Source organism: Paraperibacillus esterisolvens, from assembly GCF_046237625.1.
In the GTDB taxonomy this organism is placed as follows: domain Bacteria; phylum Bacillota; class Bacilli; order Bacillales; family DSM-1321; genus Paraperibacillus; species Paraperibacillus esterisolvens.
On sequence record NZ_CP143545.1, the window covers coordinates 4,118,366 to 4,134,240 of the forward strand.

Annotated in this window: 14 protein-coding genes; 4 read left to right on the plus strand and 10 right to left on the minus strand. The window is 49.0% G+C overall.

What is annotated here, in order from left to right; translation table 11 throughout:
• The first annotated feature begins 267 nt into the window (after positions 1–267).
• Together V1501_RS20705 and lipA are read left to right on the plus strand one after the other, a co-directional pair.
• Positions 268–1,092 carry a biotin/lipoate A/B protein ligase family protein gene (locus tag V1501_RS20705; RefSeq protein ID WP_409290753.1) on the plus strand — a complete coding sequence of 275 codons (825 nt, stop codon included), beginning with the start codon at positions 268–270 and terminating at the stop codon, positions 1,090–1,092.
• A 17-nt stretch (positions 1,093–1,109) separates the two neighbouring features.
• Positions 1,110–2,018, plus strand: a complete 909-nt coding sequence (gene lipA / locus V1501_RS20710; RefSeq protein WP_409290754.1) for a lipoyl synthase — start codon at positions 1,110–1,112, stop codon at positions 2,016–2,018.
• Between the two features lie 558 nt (positions 2,019–2,576).
• Here lipA and V1501_RS20715 read toward each other — a convergent pair.
• The 5 genes from V1501_RS20715 to V1501_RS20735 all read right to left on the minus strand — a co-directional run bounded on the left by V1501_RS20715 (position 2,577) and on the right by V1501_RS20735 (position 8,194).
• Positions 2,577–3,647 (minus strand): PQQ-dependent sugar dehydrogenase, encoded by a 1,071-nt coding sequence (locus V1501_RS20715; RefSeq protein ID WP_409290755.1) that lies wholly within the window; start codon positions 3,645–3,647, stop codon positions 2,577–2,579.
• Positions 3,648–3,695: 48 nt separating this feature from the next.
• Positions 3,696–4,556, minus strand: coding sequence for a Cof-type HAD-IIB family hydrolase (locus tag V1501_RS20720; RefSeq protein WP_409290756.1), 861 nt, complete (start codon positions 4,554–4,556; stop codon positions 3,696–3,698).
• Between the two features lie 92 nt (positions 4,557–4,648).
• Complete coding sequence (locus tag V1501_RS20725) at positions 4,649–5,311, minus strand: DNA alkylation repair protein (protein ID WP_409290757.1); 663 nt, start codon at positions 5,309–5,311, stop codon at positions 4,649–4,651.
• A gap of 215 nt (positions 5,312–5,526) precedes the next feature.
• Positions 5,527–6,003 carry a Cys-tRNA(Pro) deacylase gene (gene ybaK / locus V1501_RS20730; RefSeq protein ID WP_409290758.1) on the minus strand — a complete coding sequence of 159 codons (477 nt, stop codon included), beginning with the start codon at positions 6,001–6,003 and terminating at the stop codon, positions 5,527–5,529.
• A 13-nt stretch (positions 6,004–6,016) separates the two neighbouring features.
• On the minus strand, positions 6,017–8,194 hold the full coding sequence (locus V1501_RS20735; protein ID WP_409290759.1) for a DNA topoisomerase III: 2,178 nt from the start codon (positions 8,192–8,194) through the stop codon (positions 6,017–6,019).
• A 300-nt stretch (positions 8,195–8,494) separates the two neighbouring features.
• Here V1501_RS20735 and V1501_RS20740 point away from each other — a divergent pair, with 300 nt between their 5' ends.
• A complete protein-coding gene (locus V1501_RS20740; RefSeq protein ID WP_409290760.1) occupies positions 8,495–10,048 on the plus strand; it encodes an ABC-F family ATP-binding cassette domain-containing protein in 1,554 nt (517 codons plus the stop codon).
• Positions 10,049–10,314: 266 nt separating this feature from the next.
• Here V1501_RS20740 and V1501_RS20745 read toward each other — a convergent pair whose 3' ends face one another.
• From V1501_RS20745 to V1501_RS20765, 5 genes are all read right to left on the minus strand, one after another.
• Positions 10,315–10,941 (minus strand): response regulator, encoded by a 627-nt coding sequence (locus V1501_RS20745; RefSeq protein ID WP_409290761.1) that lies wholly within the window; start codon positions 10,939–10,941, stop codon positions 10,315–10,317.
• A 4-nt stretch (positions 10,942–10,945) separates the two neighbouring features.
• Entirely contained in the window at positions 10,946–11,974 is a 1,029-nt protein-coding gene (locus tag V1501_RS20750; RefSeq protein ID WP_409290762.1) for a sensor histidine kinase, read from the minus strand.
• A complete protein-coding gene (gene liaF / locus V1501_RS20755; protein WP_409290763.1) occupies positions 11,971–12,702 on the minus strand; it encodes a cell wall-active antibiotics response protein LiaF in 732 nt (243 codons plus the stop codon). Before liaF ends, V1501_RS20750 begins: the two co-directional genes overlap by 4 nt.
• Positions 12,703–13,051: 349 nt before the next feature.
• Positions 13,052–13,696: a PspA/IM30 family protein gene (locus V1501_RS20760; protein WP_409290764.1), complete on the minus strand. Its 645-nt coding sequence runs from the start codon at positions 13,694–13,696 to the stop codon at positions 13,052–13,054.
• Between the two features lie 23 nt (positions 13,697–13,719).
• Positions 13,720–14,055, minus strand: a complete 336-nt coding sequence (locus tag V1501_RS20765; RefSeq protein WP_409290765.1) for a flagellar basal body rod protein — start codon at positions 14,053–14,055, stop codon at positions 13,720–13,722.
• 238 nt (positions 14,056–14,293) lie between these two features.
• On the opposite strand from V1501_RS20765, the gene V1501_RS20770 reads away from it, so the two are divergent.
• Positions 14,294–15,832 (plus strand): FAD-dependent oxidoreductase, encoded by a 1,539-nt coding sequence (locus V1501_RS20770; protein WP_409290766.1) that lies wholly within the window; start codon positions 14,294–14,296, stop codon positions 15,830–15,832.
• The last annotated feature ends 43 nt before the right edge of the window (positions 15,833–15,875 follow it).

Here is a 15,875-nt window from a genome sequence, read left to right on the forward strand (position 1 = left end):
GAAATGTCATAACCTAAGGTCAAACATATAATGTCCACCAGGGGTGCCGCATAGGTTAACAAATGGCTACCTCCGCCTCCAGCCTCCATTCAGCTGGCAGAGGCGGAGACAGAAGATCGCTGAAAGCTGTTTTACTTAGTGAATGGGCCGCTCCTTTACCGGGGCGGCTTTTTCGTGTTTGTTCCACCATAAATACGGTCTAAACCCGAAGGAATGGTCTGTCTATTCCTCCTGCTCGGTTTTTACTTTTTGAAAGAGGTAATGAAGTTGGAAAAAGAAACATGGATCTTTATTGATTCAGGTGTCAACACGCCCGCTTATAACATGGCCCTGGACGAGGCGCTGCTGGGCTGGCACAGCAAAGGACTTATTCCGCCGGCACTCCGCTTTTATGAGTGGAACCCAGCTGGAATGTCTGTCGGCTACTTCCAGAAAGTCCATGGGAAAATCGATGTCGATGCCGTCCACAAGAAGGGTTTTCAATTAGTCAGGCGGCTGACCGGAGGGCGGGCCGTGCTGCACGATAAGGAGCTTACATACAGCGTGGTGGTCAGCGAGAACCACAACAGAATGCCGGGCACCGTCACAGAGGCTTACCGCGTCATCTCACAAGGTCTGCTCGAGGGATTCAGAGAATTAGGAATAGAAGCTGAACTTGCCGTCCCGGATAAAAGCAAAGTGATCGGCCGGACCAATTCGGCTGTTTGCTTTGACGAATCCTCCTGGTATGAGCTGATCGTCGGCGGGAGAAAATCGGCCGGAAGCTCTCAGTGCCGGCAGAAGGGCGTCATCCTCCAGCATGGTTCCATTCCGCTTGAAATGGATGAAGAAACCCTGTTTGACTGTTTTATCTACCCAAATGAACGAGTGAAAGAAAGAGCAAGGCGCGGCTTCGGAGGCAAGGCAGCCTCGATTGCCGAATTTCTGGAACATGTGCCGGAGATGGCTGAAGTTAAGCAGGCCTTTTATAAGGGCTTTGAAAAAGGACTCGGCATCACCCTTACTCCATATCAGCTGACAAAAAGCCAGCTGGCCGAGGTCAGAGAACTGGAAGCAAAATACCTCACAGACAGCTGGAATTATTCCCGATAAAAAGGAGCAATAAAAAAATGGCAAACAATCAGGAACACCTCAGGAAGCCGGAGTGGCTCAAGATCAAGTTAAACACGAATAAAGAATATACCGGCCTAAAGAAAATGATGCGTGAAAAAAAGCTCCATACCGTCTGTGAAGAAGCCCGCTGTCCTAATATCCACGAATGCTGGGCTGTAAGGAAGACGGCAACGTTCATGATCCTCGGGGATATCTGCACAAGAGCATGCCGCTTCTGTGCCGTCAAGACCGGGCTGCCGACTGAATTGGACTGGCAGGAGCCGGAACGAGTTGCCGAATCCGTGGAAACCATGGGCCTTAAGCACACTGTAATCACAGCGGTGGCAAGGGATGACCTGAAGGATGGCGGAGCTGCTGTATTTGCAGAAACTGTACGCGCAATCAGGAGACGCTCTCCATTTTGCACAATTGAAGTCCTCCCTTCCGACATGAAGGGTGACGATGAATCCATCATGACCCTCATGGATGCCAAGCCGGACATCTTCAACCATAACATCGAAACCGTAAGACGCCTTACAAAGCGGGTCCGTGCAGTCGCTACATACGACCGCTCCCTGTCATTATTAAAGCGTGTCAAAGAACTGAGTCCCAAAACACCAACCAAGTCCAGCATCATGGTGGGCCTTGGGGAAACAAAAGAAGAAATCATCGAAGCGATGGACGATCTCCGCGCCCATGACGTTGATATCGTGACCATCGGCCAATATCTGCAGCCAACCAAAAAACATCTTAAGGTAGAGCGCTACTACCACCCGGATGAATTCGCAGAGCTCAAGGAAATCGCCCTGTCCAAAGGCTTCAGCCACTGTGAAGCAGGTCCGCTGGTACGATCCTCCTACCATGCCGACGAGCAGGTCAGCGCCGCCGCCAAGGAGCGCCAGGCCCAGGCAGAGGTCAACGTATAAGAAGAATGCCGCCCCACAATTTGCAGGGGCGGCATTTTTTTATCTTCGGCTGTTATAAAACAAACCTTGTACCTGAAGGAACTATAAGGTATCCATTATTTTACAATGGCGAGTAAATTCTCTGTTTTGGCTTGTAAATGTATGATTTCGGATAGTAAATTTACCGTTTCGGATAGTAAAAACTTTTTTCGGCGAGTAAATGGATGTGTTTAGATAGTAACGGTCTCATTTCGGCTAGTAACAGGCCTCAGACGTGTTGCCGACACCTCACAAATTAAATAAAATAGCTTACTATGAAGAAAAGGCAGGCTGGAGGGGTGAAAAATAACAAAAAATAAACAAAAAGTATATAAAAACCCTGCGGATTACCTCCATTTTATACCGCGCCATCCTGGTAAGCTTGTACAGGTCCTTGCTGCCAATCAAAGCCACTTATCCACTAACAAAAAAACCCGCCTGAAATTCAGGCGGGCAATGGGGGGGATATTATGGAAAAACAATCATGCTTACAGTATGGCCGCATTCCTTCTATCTTATACATACTTTCCAAGAAAACATTCAGGGAAGCTCAAGCTTATAGAGCTTATCATCGTCCTTTGCCGGCTTTCCCCGGCCGTCCCTGTTATTGCTGACAAAGTATAGAGTTCCGCCTTCAATGCGGACATCCCTTATCCGGCCATAACCGGTAACAAAATCATCCGCTTTCCGCGTCTTCAGATCAAAGACCTTTACGGCCTCTCCCCTAAGTGCGGCGATGTACAGCTTACCATTATGGTAAGCTGCGCCAGAAGGGGCCCAGGTTACATTCCCGGTGTGAAATATGGGGCCGGTCATTCCGGACTTTTTCTCATCGCCCTCGATAACGGGCCAGCCGTAGTTCGTGCCAGGCTTAATCTGGTTGATTTCATCATGGGCAGACTGGCCATGCTCGGTGCTGTACAGCACTCCCTCTTTTGTCCAGGCCAGCCCCTGTGGGTTGCGGTGGCCGTAAGAATACACAAATGAATTCTTAAAGGGGTTGTCTCCCGGGATGGAGCCATCCAGGTTCATCCTCAGTATTTTTCCGCCAAATGAGGATAAATCCTGGGCCCTTTCTGTTACATATCCTTCACCAGTGGTGATATAAAGCTTTTTGTCCGGCCCGATCTTCAGCCGTCCGCCATGATGGAAGTTTCCGCTCGGAATGCGGTCGAGAAGGATCTTTTCTTCTGTCCATCCATCTCCTGAGTTCTTCAGGGTGACCACACGATTAAGGGTGGTGCCGCTTTTATCATATGAATAATACGCATAAGCCATCCTGGTTTCCTGGAAGTCCGGGGCCAGCACAAACCCAAGCAGGCCGGATTCCTGCTGCTTGGAGATGGCTTCAGACAGCTTCACACTCTGCCGCTCAGTTTTTCCGCCCTCTATCTTGGCAATCGTCCCGGTCCTCTCGGTAATATAAAAAACCGTCCCTGCCTTTTCGATAGACCAAGGAATGCTGAGATCCCGGGCTGCCACTTCAGGCGTGCGTGCCGGCTTTGCCGCAGGTTTGGCATCCTGCTTTCCGTCCTGCCCCTCCTGACTGCCTGTCCCCGAACAGCTGGACAGAATCATCAGCAGCATAAATATATACGTCCATTTTTTCATACTGCAGATCTCCTTTTAACAGAATAAAAGGGAAATCTCATGATGCCTTTATTCAGAAAGAACCTTTAAAATGGCATTCGCGACTCCATTTTCATTATTGGAGTCAGTTACATAATCACAGATTCTTTGAATATCTGCCGGTGCATTTCCCATCGCCACAGATCGGCCCACGCGTTCAAACATGGACACATCATTATAGTTATCGCCAATCGCCATGGTTTCAGACATGGAAATGCCGCGCCTAGTGAGGTATTTCTCCAGAGCGGCTCCTTTTTGGGCATCCAGGGCATTGATCTCCAGATTGTCCCGTCCTGAAGAGGTTACAGCCAGGGAGCCAAGCTTCTTTAAATCAGAAGCAGCTTCACCAAGCTTCCTGAAGTCGACCGAGAAGACAAGAAATTTATAATACTGGACACCCGGATCCTCATACAGCCTTTCATAGCTGTCCACCATCTGGATCTGGCTCACTTCATAGCGTGCTCTCGCCTCTTCTGTCACGACGAGCGGATCTGCGCCTGGATTTGAGGTGAGGAATATATCAACCAGCAGAGCTATGGACTTATCTTTATCCTGGGTGTATGTGCCCCGGTTGGTGTAAACCTCATAGTATAGATCGTGCTTCTTTAGTATGTCGGCAGCCTTCCTGACCGACTCGAAGCTCATCGTATTCGCTTCTGCCACATTGCCCTCTGGGTCAATCACCACGGCTCCATTTATCCCTATTATTGGCAATTTTATATCAACTGCATCAAGGGCATGCCGCGCTTCCGCAAACGAACGGCCCGTTGCGATGATAACCTCAATACCTTGTGACACAGCCTTTTCGATGGCGTCTTTATTTTCTTTGGAGACAGCCTGATCCTTGTTGACCAGCGTTCCATCCATATCAATTGCAATACATCTTACCATGCTGCACCTGCTTTCTAACCTTTTCTCTTTTTCCCACCTGCCCATTCTATCAAACCTTGCCAAAAACCAAAGGTTAAATGCCTTGGGAGATGCTATAGATATTTACTGCCTTCGCGGACACTCAGCTTTGCCAGTGCGGCACGTTCCATAAAGCTGCGGACAGAATCAGCATCTGTCTTGGAGTATTCCCTTAACGCCCAGCCGATTGCCTTTTGAATGAAGAATTCGCGGCTGTCCGCATTTTCAAGTATGTATCGATATAGTCTTTCTACATCCGTATCATTCTTATACTTCAGCTGATATAAAATAGCCGTCCGCCGCAGCCACATATTATCATCCACCGCCCAGCGGTCCATATATTCATCCGCCAGCTCCGGATAGGATGAGACAATGGCTCCCGCAAGCCCTGCGGCTATTGAATCCACTGAATCCCACCAGGACTTGGTCACCAGCAGTTCCCGAAACAGCTCGATATCCTCTTTAGCAAAGCACTTTTCATACTTACCGCAGTAATCAAGGGCCGCATACTGCATCTCGCGTTCGTCAAAGCTCCAGAGTTCCCGTACGAACTCATGCGAGAATGCTTCCTTATGGATGCCTGTCTCCTTCAGGAATTGCGATACCGCTTTTTTGCGCTCGGGAGACTTCACACCGAAAAATGGGAACAAATTTTTCATATACTTCTCCATCGGTCCCCGGTTTTCTTCGCTTCCTTCCTCTTTTATTATCTGATACAGATATGCTGCCTCTTTCATATTTTAAATTCTCCACCCCTTCTTCTTTTCATTCTATTTTAGTGGTTTTATTTTCCTTTTGGTAGTTTAAGGAGCCAGTTAACGTGAAAAGATTCCCCCTTTCATTGTACATCGCAGGGAAATGCTATTCTGAAAAAATATATTTGCGTTTTTAAAAGTTATCTACTCGGGAAAGATTATTTCCCAACAAAAAAACACGCAGATTTGCGTGTTTTTTATTTTGTCAGTTCGGCCAGCCGGGCTTTGGTGGCTGATGTGAGGTGTTGGAGCTCGAGCTCGAGCTGCATGCCGATTTTACCGCCGCTGACAATGATGGCCCCGAGGCTTTCGGCACTCTGGTCTATATAAGTGGGGTAAAGCTTCTTCATCCCCACCGGGGAGCAGCCTCCCCTTATATAGCCTGTCCATTTTTGTATATCCTTCACCGGAAGCATCTCAAGCTTTTTTTCACCGGCAGCCTTCGCAGCCTTCTTCAGGTCAAGCTCACCTTCCACCGGGATGACAAAGACATGGATGGCATTGCCGACCCCGATGGTAACGAGCGTCTTAAAGACCATTTCCGGGGGTTTTCCAATCTTCCCGGCTACCGACACTCCGTCTATTTTGCCATCTTTATTGTCATAGGTCAGGAAGGAGTATGGAATTTTTTCTTTATCCAGCATGCGCATGGCATTCGTCTTGGACTGCCCCATATGATCCCCCGCTTTATTTATCGAATTTCAGCTTGGCAAGCGCATCCGCCAGTGCCGTGTTCACCGGCTCATCTTTCTGCTGATTTTTCAGGTATTTATTCACATCCTGCTTTGTCGCCTTGCCGCTCTTGGAATTGTTCCGCCTTTTTTGGAAAGCGGACATTTTCTCGCGGTGCCCGCATGAGCAGACAAAGATCTGGCCTTCCCCTTCGCCCCGGAGCTCAAGCTTCTTATGGCAGACCGGGCATCTGGCATTGGTCGCCCTGGAGACGCTCTTGCGGTGGCCGCATTCCCTGTCCTGACAGACGAGCATTTTGCCGCGCTTGCCGTTCACTTCAAGAAGCAGCTTGCCGCAGTCCGGACAGCGGCTGCCCGTTACATTGTCATGCTTGAACTGTTTGCCGCTGTACTTGATTTCCTGGACAACCGTCTTAGCATAATCTTTCATTTCCTGGATAAACGCATTCTTCGCAAGGCTTCCCTTGGCAATGCGGTCGAGCTTCTGCTCCCATTCCGCTGTCAGGGCCGGAGACTTCAGGTCTTCCGGAACCAGATCCAGCAGCTGGCGTCCCTTGGATGTGATGAAAATATCCTTGCCCTTCTTCTCGAGCAGGAAGCTGTTAAATAATTTTTCAATAACATCAGCCCGTGTGGCGACTGTCCCGAGTCCGCCCGTCTGCCCGATTGTCTTGATCAATTCCTTATCCTCGCCTGCCATATACTGAACCGGGTTCTCCATGGCAGAAAGAAGGGAGGCTTCATTAAAGTGTGCCGGAGGCTTCGTCTCCCCCTGTGTCAGCGCTGCCGTTACCTGTTCAAGCGTATCTCCCTTTTGGATTGGCGGAAGCTTCTGGTCATCCGCATCCGCTTCGTCATCTTCAGAGGAGTAAACATCCTTCCAGCCGGGCGATTTGACGATTTTCCCCTTGGCCGTGAACTGCTCACCGCCGATTTCGGCAGATATGGTGGTTTGTTCGTACTCGAATGGCGGCATCAGGACGGCCAGGAATCTTCTCACTACAAGGTCATAGATCTTCCATTCCTTATCACTGAGAGAGCCGATATAGATGCTCTGTTCGGTCGGGATGATGGCATGATGGTCTGAGACCCTGCTGTCGTCCACAAAAGACTTATTGGCCTTTATCCCGTTTTTAAGTACTTTAGCAGCAGCAGAGGAGTATTCCTTATGGCTGCTGGCTTTGACTCTTTCCTTCAGGGTATCCACGATATCTGTGGAGATGAACCGTGAATCTGTCCGGGGATAGGTCAGCACTTTATGCTGCTCATACAGCTTCTGCATGATGGAGAGCGTTTCCTTCGCTGAATAGCCATACCGTTTATTTGCGTCCCTTTGCAGTTCAGTCAGGTCATACAGCCCTGGTGCATAGCTCTTCTTCAGGGTTTTCTTAACTTCAGCAACCTTGATTTCCCGGCCGGAAACAGCCTTCAGGATTTTTTCTGCCTTTTCCTTGTCAAAGGTTCTGCTTTCCTTAGTGCGGGCGTCCTGCCATGTGAGCTTAAGCCCCTTCGCTAATACATTCACGCCATAAAAGCTCTTCGGCTTGAAGGACTTGATGTCCTCTTCCCTCTTCGCAATAATGGCAAGTGTCGGCGTCTGCACCCGGCCGCAGGACAGCTGGGCATTATATTTGGTGGTAAGGGCGCGGGTAGCATTCAGCCCCACGACCCAGTCAGCTTCTGCCCTGGCTACTGCCGACGCATACAGATTTTCATAGTTCTTGCCGTTCTTAAGCTGGCGGAAGCCTTCATTGATGGCTTTATCTGTAACAGAAGAAATCCAGAGCCGCTTTACCGGTTTCTTGACGTTTGCCTTCTCCAGGATCCAGCGTGCCACAAGCTCCCCTTCCCGCCCGGCATCTGTCGCGATGATCACTTCATGTATATCATTCCGGTTCAACTGGGACTTTACTGCCTGGTATTGCCTGCTGGTCTGCTTGATCACAACGAGCTTCAATGACTGCGGAAGCATCGGCAGGTCCTCAAGATTCCATGCCTTATACTTATCATCATAAATTTCAGGATCTGCAAGCGTGACCAGGTGGCCGAGCGCCCATGTCACCACATAGCGGTCTCCCTCAAGATATCCGTTTCCTTTTTTCGTACAATTCAAGACTCTTGCTATATCTCTGGCCACTGAGGGCTTTTCTGCTAAAACGAGCTGTTTTGCCATCCTACAACATCCTTTCAAAAAAACGGACTGCCATATAAATTTCGCAGGTGCCTGTATCATTGCCTGCCTTTTAGTCGCGGTGCCATAAAACCGTGCGCAGTCCTGTTCACTACTCTTAATTTTAACTGATATCGGCGGAAATTACACCTCCCTCGCAAACCAGGCAGCCTTCATCTCCTGTTCCAGGATTTTTTTCAACTGGGAAAAATATGGGGGATGGTACTTAAGGCAAGTTTTTAGTATGATGGAGTATAGGAATTTTATAGATTACACACTAGCAGCGAAAGGGTTTTGAACCAGATGAGCTTACTTACTGTAGATAAATTGGGCCATAGCTTTGGCGACCGCACTTTATTCAAAGATGTCACTTTCCGCCTGCTTCCCGGCGAGCATGTTGGACTTGTCGGCGCAAATGGCGTTGGTAAATCGACCATGATGAATATCATCACTAAACAATTGATACATGATACAGGCCGGGTGGAATGGACGCCGGGCACTGAATATGGCTATCTTGATCAGCATACCGTCCTTTCCCGCGGCAAAACGATCCGCGACGTGCTGAACGATGCCTTCCTTCCGCTTTTTGAGCAGGAGAAAGAACTTAATGAGGTTACTGAAAAAATGGGTTCTGCGACACCGGAAGAATTAGAGGAACTGCTGGAGAGAATGGGAGAGATCCAGGATAATCTGGATGCCGGCGGCTTCTATTCAATCGATCTGAAAGTGGAGGATGCTGCCCGCGGACTTGGGCTTGATGCCATCGGCCTTGACCGTGACGTATCTGCCCTGAGCGGCGGACAGAGGACGAAGGTGCTGCTCGCCAAGCTTCTATTGGAGCAGCCCAAGGTCCTTCTCCTGGATGAGCCGACCAACTACCTGGACGTGGAGCATATTAACTGGCTGTCACGTTATCTGAAGGAATATCCGCATGCATTCCTTTTAATTTCCCATGACACAGAATTTATGAATGGCGTGGTGGATGTCATTTTCCATCTGGAGTTCTCGAAACTGACACGCTATACCGCCACATACGAAAAATTCCTGGAGCTTGCAGAGATCAACAAAAACCAGCATATCCATGCTTATGAAAAACAGAAGGAATTCATCAAGAAGCAGGAAGATTTCATCGCCAAAAACAAAGCGCGCTACTCCACCACAGGACGGGCGAAAAGCCGTCAGAAGCAGCTGGACCGTATGGACCGTATTGACAGGCCGGAAACAGCCATGAAGCCGTCATTCGATTTCAAAGAGTCACGCGGCAGCAGCAGGTATGTATTTGAAGGAAAAGATGTCGAAATCGGCTATTCAGAGCCGCTGCTTCCAAAACTCAATGTAACGATCGAGCGCGGTCAGAAAATAGCGGTTGTCGGATGCAATGGTGTCGGAAAGTCGACGCTCCTGAAGACGATCCTCGGCAAAATCCAGCCGCTGTCCGGAGAAACCATTCAGGGTGATTTCCTGTTTCCATCTTATTTTGAGCAAGAAGTAAAGGCGGGAAGTCTCACACCGATTGACGATGTTTGGGCAGCCTTCCCTTCCCTGGATCAATCCCAGGTGCGCGGGATCCTTGCCCGCTCCGGTTTGAAAAACGAGCATATCTCCCGTCCGCTGAGCCAGCTGAGCGGCGGCGAGCAGGCCAAGGTCCGATTGACCAAGCTCATGCTGAACGAAAGCAACTGGCTCCTGCTCGATGAGCCGACAAACCACCTTGATGTCACTGCCAAGGAAGAACTGAAGCGCGCCCTGAAAGATTACAAGGGCACCATCCTGCTTGTCTGCCATGAACCTGACTTCTACGAAGACTGGGTAACCGATGTCTGGAATGTAGAAGACTGGGCTGACAGCCAGGCATAATCCTGCACCTGCCATTTGGCAGGTGCTTTTTTGTGGAATAGGGGCGGAGCTGCGTTTATCATAAGGCTTCCTGGGGCTGGCTGTGAACATCTTATATCTTACTGGCATTCCTGCCTGCGCTCTACTCTCTTCCACTTCCTAATGTGGTTTTGTTCCTGCTATTGTCCAGTTCGCTGCGAATATCGTTTATTTGCTTGTTTAAGACGCCAATCTTCTTCCTGCTATCCTGCACAATAAAAACAGCCTGCCCCCAAGTGCCGGGCAGGTTATTTCACGATATGATGCTTGAAGGCATAAATTACAGCCTGCGTCCGGTCCTGGACGTCGAGTTTGCTGAGAATGCTGCTGACATGGACTTTGACGGTCTTTAAGGCTATAAATAGTTCATCTGCGATGTCCTGATTTGTTTTCCCATGAGTCATCAGGAGGAGAATTTCTTTTTCACGGGCTGTCAGCTGCTCATGCGGCAGGGCTTTCTGCCGCATTTTCACCATCATTTTCCCGGTCACCTCCGGCTCGAGAACACTCTGCCCGCCGTAGGTGCTGCGTACAGCCTCCGCTATTTCGCCGGCCCGGGATGTTTTCAGCAAATAACTTGAAGCACCCGCTTCAAGTGCCGGGTATACTTTTTCATCATCAATGAAGCTGGTGACGATGATAATTTTTGCCTCCGGCCACTCATCCATAATTTTTGTTGTCGCTTCAATGCCGTCCATTTCCTTCATGACCAAATCCATCAGGATAATATCCGGCCTCAATTCAAGGGCAAGCTTCACTGCTTCCCTGCCGTTTTCCGCCTCCCCGGCGACTGTAATATCAGGCTGTGCCGACAGATAAGACCCTACACCCAGCCGTACCATTTCATGATCGTCCACCAGCAATACTCGTATCATACTCTCATCCTTCCTGGATTACCGGGACCTTGACTTCAAGGCGGGACCCTTTATTTTTCACACTGACAAGCTTGAATGTGCCTCCTATTTCAAGAGCTCTTTCCTGCATAGTCTGCATGCCGTAAGACCCTGTTTTGGCTTCATCCACATCGAATCCTACACCATCATCCGAGACCCGCATAATGATGAGGCCTTCCCTCTTGATGAGGAGAACCTCAAGGGAAGATGCTTTGGAATGCCTCAAGGTATTTGATACCGACTCCTGCAGGATCCGGAATAGGTGATCCTCGATACCCTTATCCGCGCCCACAGGCTCCAGCTTCCATGAAATCTCGAGAGGCACTTTATGTTCAAGCTCTGCCAGGAGCTCCTGTATGCCTTCATGGAGCATTTTCCCCTTAAGCGGTGCCGGCCGCAGGTGAAGCAGCAGGGCGCGCATTTCAAGCTGGGACTGATGGATCATGCCTTCCACCAGCTTCAGCTGGGAGTCCCTGAGGGAATCGGCCCCGCCATCTGATTCGTTAATCGCAGACATGAGCATAGAGGCAGCAAAGAGCTGCTGGCTGACAGAGTCGTGAAGTTCGCGGGCGAGCCGGTTTCGTTCCTGTGAGACAATTTCCTGGATTCTTTTCTCCTGGACTTCTGCCTTTTCGTTTGCAAACTTTTGGGACTGCTTGATCTGCTCCTTCATATGAATTCGGATACTGTCCATCTTCCTCCGGATGCCGGCAATCTCTGACAGTGCATCCTTTGCCTCTGCTATATCACGGCCGGCTTCCAGGTCATACAGGCCGTCGCTGATTGTCTTGACCTGCCTCTTCCAGTAAAGCCCTGTTCCGGTGCCGAAAATAAGGCCGGCAGCGAGGCTGATCCCGGCGAGAAATAGGATCGCCGGAAGATCATAAATCTCCTTTTCCCACAGCACCTTCCATGACTGGAGGGGAAAAATGATGAAGTAGAGGGGAGAAAGGAGGGTAAACAGCACAAAGGAAAAGAGAATTCCGGCTGCCGCCTGGCGGAGAACGATATTCATATTCTTTTCACCTCTAAATCTCCAGAGAAAAAGGAAGTCATGATCTTCACCTTCAGACCAGCTTCATCATATCCCGCGGTCTGGTACGAAAGATTTTTGCTGAATACCCGCGGCTCCCATTCATCAAGGATCCGGGCCGATCCAATCACGGCCGAATGGCTGACGCTGATCTCCATATCATATGGCACCAGGATCCGCACATTTCCAATGATGTGGCGGATAAAAATGACAGACTGCCCTTTAGGGAGAACGGTGTAGGATAAATCGATTTCTGTATCGCCGAAAGCTCCCTGTATGTTAATGTCATTCCATTCATACACATGCTCGCCCACAGATCTGGATCCATAGAAGCGGTTCTGCAGAAGTGATTCCTTTTTTATCAGCGCCTCTGTCTGCACCTCTGTTTTTTCTAAAACAATCGGGCGGATTTTACGCGGTTCTTTCTTTGATTGCTGATAAAGAATAAAAAAGTAAGCAATCAGTGCAAGGATGAAAAACTTGGCAGCAAACATCCTGAACACTGCCGCTGCCAGGGAGAATACACCGAGCCAGAACAAAATCTTGCCATATGTCCTCGTATATCTTTTCTTCCCTATATAGATAAACAGAATTGAAAGCATCAGGGAAAAAACCAGGCCGCTGTGGAAAAATAATAGCTCTATGAAGATCAAGAATACAGACAGCCAGATCAAAAGATTAATATGGCCGGTGTTCAATTTATTCAGCACGGCATTTCCCCCTTTCAATGACATTTTTATGATTGGCTGTTCCGCAAACATTGTGAAAGTTGATTTCCTCTGCAGGCTCTCTATTGGAGCGGGCCGGGCGGTGAGCCTCCTCGGTTTTACATCCGGGTCTCACCTGTCCCGCTGCTCCCAGCAAGGCGGAGAACGGTGCTTTTCAGATTAAATAAATCGGTGCACGGTGAAGATGGTAACTTTATTGAACTCATAGCTTTTTAAATAGTTTAATCTTCATACAGACCTCATTAAAAAACCAAAATATTTTAAAAAACCCCTTACAGTTTAAGAGGCGAAAGCAGTATCTTTCGCCTCTATCCAATATATCATGAGTTTCTTATGAAATAGAATGGGTTTCTTTATCCTGCAGATCTTTTTCAAGCAAAGCAATTCTGCTGTCAATCGTGCTCTCCATATAAGACGAAGCGGCCTTTTTTTCCAGGCGGCCAAGATAGCCCTCGCACTCCCCGAAGCGGGATGAAGATTCGACGCCATATCCGCCCTGCATAACCTTATTGATCTTATGGCTGGCCCTGGCTGCGTTTTCCTTGCCCATCAGTTCCATGCGTTTGATCTGCATGTCTTTCAACTTATGCTTCATTTCCTCGTATCTTCTCTCAAGATCCGCCAGCTGGCCGGCAGCCTCAGTATGGACGGTTTTAATATAGGCTGCTCTTTCCTTATACTGGCTGGCCTCTGCCAGCGCAAATTCATGCAGTCCTTGTTCATTGGCCCTCTGTGCAATGTCTGCCTGGGCTTTCCGCTTCTCGGCCATCTCTAGCGCACCTCGATATTCACGGTTGAATTCTTCTGTGAGCAGCGACTGGCGCTCCACCAATTTGCTCACCCGCTCCGCTTCCTTTTCGCATTCCCGCAGATATTGATTCAGCAATGCCAGCGGATTTTTTTGTTCCTTTTGATCGAGCAGCTCGTGGAAATCTGCTGCTACTGTGTTTTTCAATCTCGCGAATAAGTTATTCATCTCAAATCTCTCCTTTGATTTTCTTATTTTAGACGCGCCCATTCTTTCTCGAAATTCACAAATGGATCATTTTCAACCTTGTCTTCCTTTGCTCTGTTCCAATTTTTCCAGATCAGGTACAAAACGTAGGCTGCTGCCACTCCAATAAGTGCCGGCACATTGGATATGGATCCTGCGATGGCAATCAGGCCAAGTATGCCCCAGACGGCTTTACCCCAGGCGGATTCCGCCTTCATGAACTTTTTCGCTGCATAGTATAAGACGGCCAGCCCTATCGCAAGGCCGATCATCGGTGCAAGGTTCGCAATCAGGATGATTGCTGCAGCTGCCCCTCCTGCAATCAAACCAGCTTTTTTCATAAGTTTGTGCCTCCCTTCTTATAGTTCTATCTTAACGATCTGCCTCTTTTTCCATAACGTACCACGGCTATATTTTCAATTAGGTCCTGAGGCGTAGAGAAAATGGGATGGCATGTGTTTCCACATTCTGCATAAGGGTAAATTTTGTGGGAATGGGTATTCATAAGCTGATTATGGAAAATATAAGAAGAAAATGTGGATTTTCTATCCAGACCAAATCCTATTAGGAGGTACGTTAATGTCAGAAATTCCTTTTAAACCGATGCCCGAAACGCCGGAGCCCTACTGGAGGACAAGTGCGGAGATCAAGTCCTTCCCTGCTCTTAATGAAAATAAAGAAACCGATGTATTAATCATTGGCGGCGGAATCACCGGAGTCACAGCCGCTTATCTTCTTTCGAAGGAAGGGCGAAAGGTGACCCTGATCGACGCAGGGCGTGTATTGAACGGCATTACCGGCCATACCACCGCCAAGATTTCGGCCCAGCACAGCCTGATTTATGACAAGCTGATCAAGGAAAGCGGCGAAGAACATGCGAAGCTGTATTATGAAGCCAATCAAAATGCACTTCAATTTATCAGGAAAACGGTCGAAGAGAATGGAATTTCCTGCGATTTTTCCACTCAGGATTCCTATGTATTCACGGAGGACAGCGACTACCTGCCTAAGCTTGCGGATGAAGTGCGGGCATATGAACAGCTGGGGATAGACGGAACCTACGTTCAGGAAACACCGCTGTCCTTCCCGGTCAAAGGTGCCGTGCTCATGCGGAACCAGGCACAATTCCACCCTTTGCAATATCTTTCATACCTGGTAGACCAAATTGTGGAGCTTGGGGGCGAAATTTATGAGAACACAGTGGCCGGCGATATAGAAAACGGGCCTCCTGCCGTCCTCACCCTGAAAAACGAGGGCAAGAACAAAATCACATGCCGGTCCATGCTGATCTGCTCACACTACCCTTTTTATGCTAAAGAAGGGAAATACTTTGCAAGGCTTCAGCAGGAGCGGTCGTATGTAATTGCCGTCAAAACGGAAAAGGAATTCCCGGGCGGAATGTATATCAGTGCAGAGAAACCGACCCGCTCCCTCCGTTATACGATGATCGACGGAGAAAAGGCAGTCCTCTTTGGCGGTGACGGGCACAAAACGGGACAGGATCTCGATACACAGGATTATTATGAAGAACTGGTGCCTTATGCCGAAAAGACGTATGGCGTGAAGGAAATCCCGTATAAATGGTCAGCCCAGGATATCCACACCCTGGACAGCATTCCATATATCGGAAATCTGACAGAGGATTATGATCATGTGTATGTGGCAACCGGTTTTGCAAAATGGGGAATGACAAATGGGACAAACGCAGCCCTTATGCTCAGTGACTATGTGGTGGGCCGTGAGAACCCTTACAACGAAGTCTTCACCCCCCGCCGTGTGAATGCCGGCACAAGTCTGAAAAATTTCGTCAAAGAAAACCTCGATGTGGCGAAGCACTTCATTGAAGGCAAGCTGGACAAACCCAACCACACCCTGGATGAAGTAGGCATAGACGAAGCAAAAGTGGTCGAGGTCAACGGACAGAGGGCCGGGGCTTACCGGGATAAGGACGGACAGCTCCATGTGGTGGACACTACCTGTACCCATATGATGTGTGAGCTGAACTGGAATAACGGGGACCGCTCCTGGGACTGCCCATGCCACGGTTCAAGATTCTCGGTAACCGGGGATGTGCTTGAAGGTCCGGCTACAAAGCCGCTGAAGAAAGTCGATTTTTAAATAAATTCCAAAGATCAGCCCGGAAGAATTTCTTCTCGGGCTG

Excerpts from the sequence above, each read along its gene's own strand:
- lipA (WP_409290754.1), top strand. The coding sequence starts at position 1,110 with ATGGCAAACAATCAGGAACACCTCAGGAAGCCGGAGTGGCTCAAGATC.
- V1501_RS20715 (WP_409290755.1), bottom strand. The coding sequence starts at position 3,647 with ATGAAAAAATGGACGTATATATTTATGCTGCTGATGATTCTGTCCAGC.
- V1501_RS20720 (WP_409290756.1), bottom strand. The coding sequence starts at position 4,556 with ATGGTAAGATGTATTGCAATTGATATGGATGGAACGCTGGTCAACAAG.
- V1501_RS20725 (WP_409290757.1), bottom strand. The coding sequence starts at position 5,311 with ATGAAAGAGGCAGCATATCTGTATCAGATAATAAAAGAGGAAGGAAGC.
- ybaK (WP_409290758.1), bottom strand. The coding sequence starts at position 6,003 with ATGGGGCAGTCCAAGACGAATGCCATGCGCATGCTGGATAAAGAAAAA.
- V1501_RS20735 (WP_409290759.1), bottom strand. The coding sequence starts at position 8,194 with ATGGCAAAACAGCTCGTTTTAGCAGAAAAGCCCTCAGTGGCCAGAGAT.
- V1501_RS20740 (WP_409290760.1), top strand. The coding sequence starts at position 8,495 with ATGAGCTTACTTACTGTAGATAAATTGGGCCATAGCTTTGGCGACCGC.
- V1501_RS20745 (WP_409290761.1), bottom strand. The coding sequence starts at position 10,941 with ATGATACGAGTATTGCTGGTGGACGATCATGAAATGGTACGGCTGGGT.
- V1501_RS20750 (WP_409290762.1), bottom strand. The coding sequence starts at position 11,974 with ATGAATATCGTTCTCCGCCAGGCGGCAGCCGGAATTCTCTTTTCCTTT.
- V1501_RS20760 (WP_409290764.1), bottom strand. The coding sequence starts at position 13,696 with ATGAATAACTTATTCGCGAGATTGAAAAACACAGTAGCAGCAGATTTC.
- V1501_RS20765 (WP_409290765.1), bottom strand. The coding sequence starts at position 14,055 with ATGAAAAAAGCTGGTTTGATTGCAGGAGGGGCAGCTGCAGCAATCATC.
- V1501_RS20770 (WP_409290766.1), top strand. The coding sequence starts at position 14,294 with ATGTCAGAAATTCCTTTTAAACCGATGCCCGAAACGCCGGAGCCCTAC.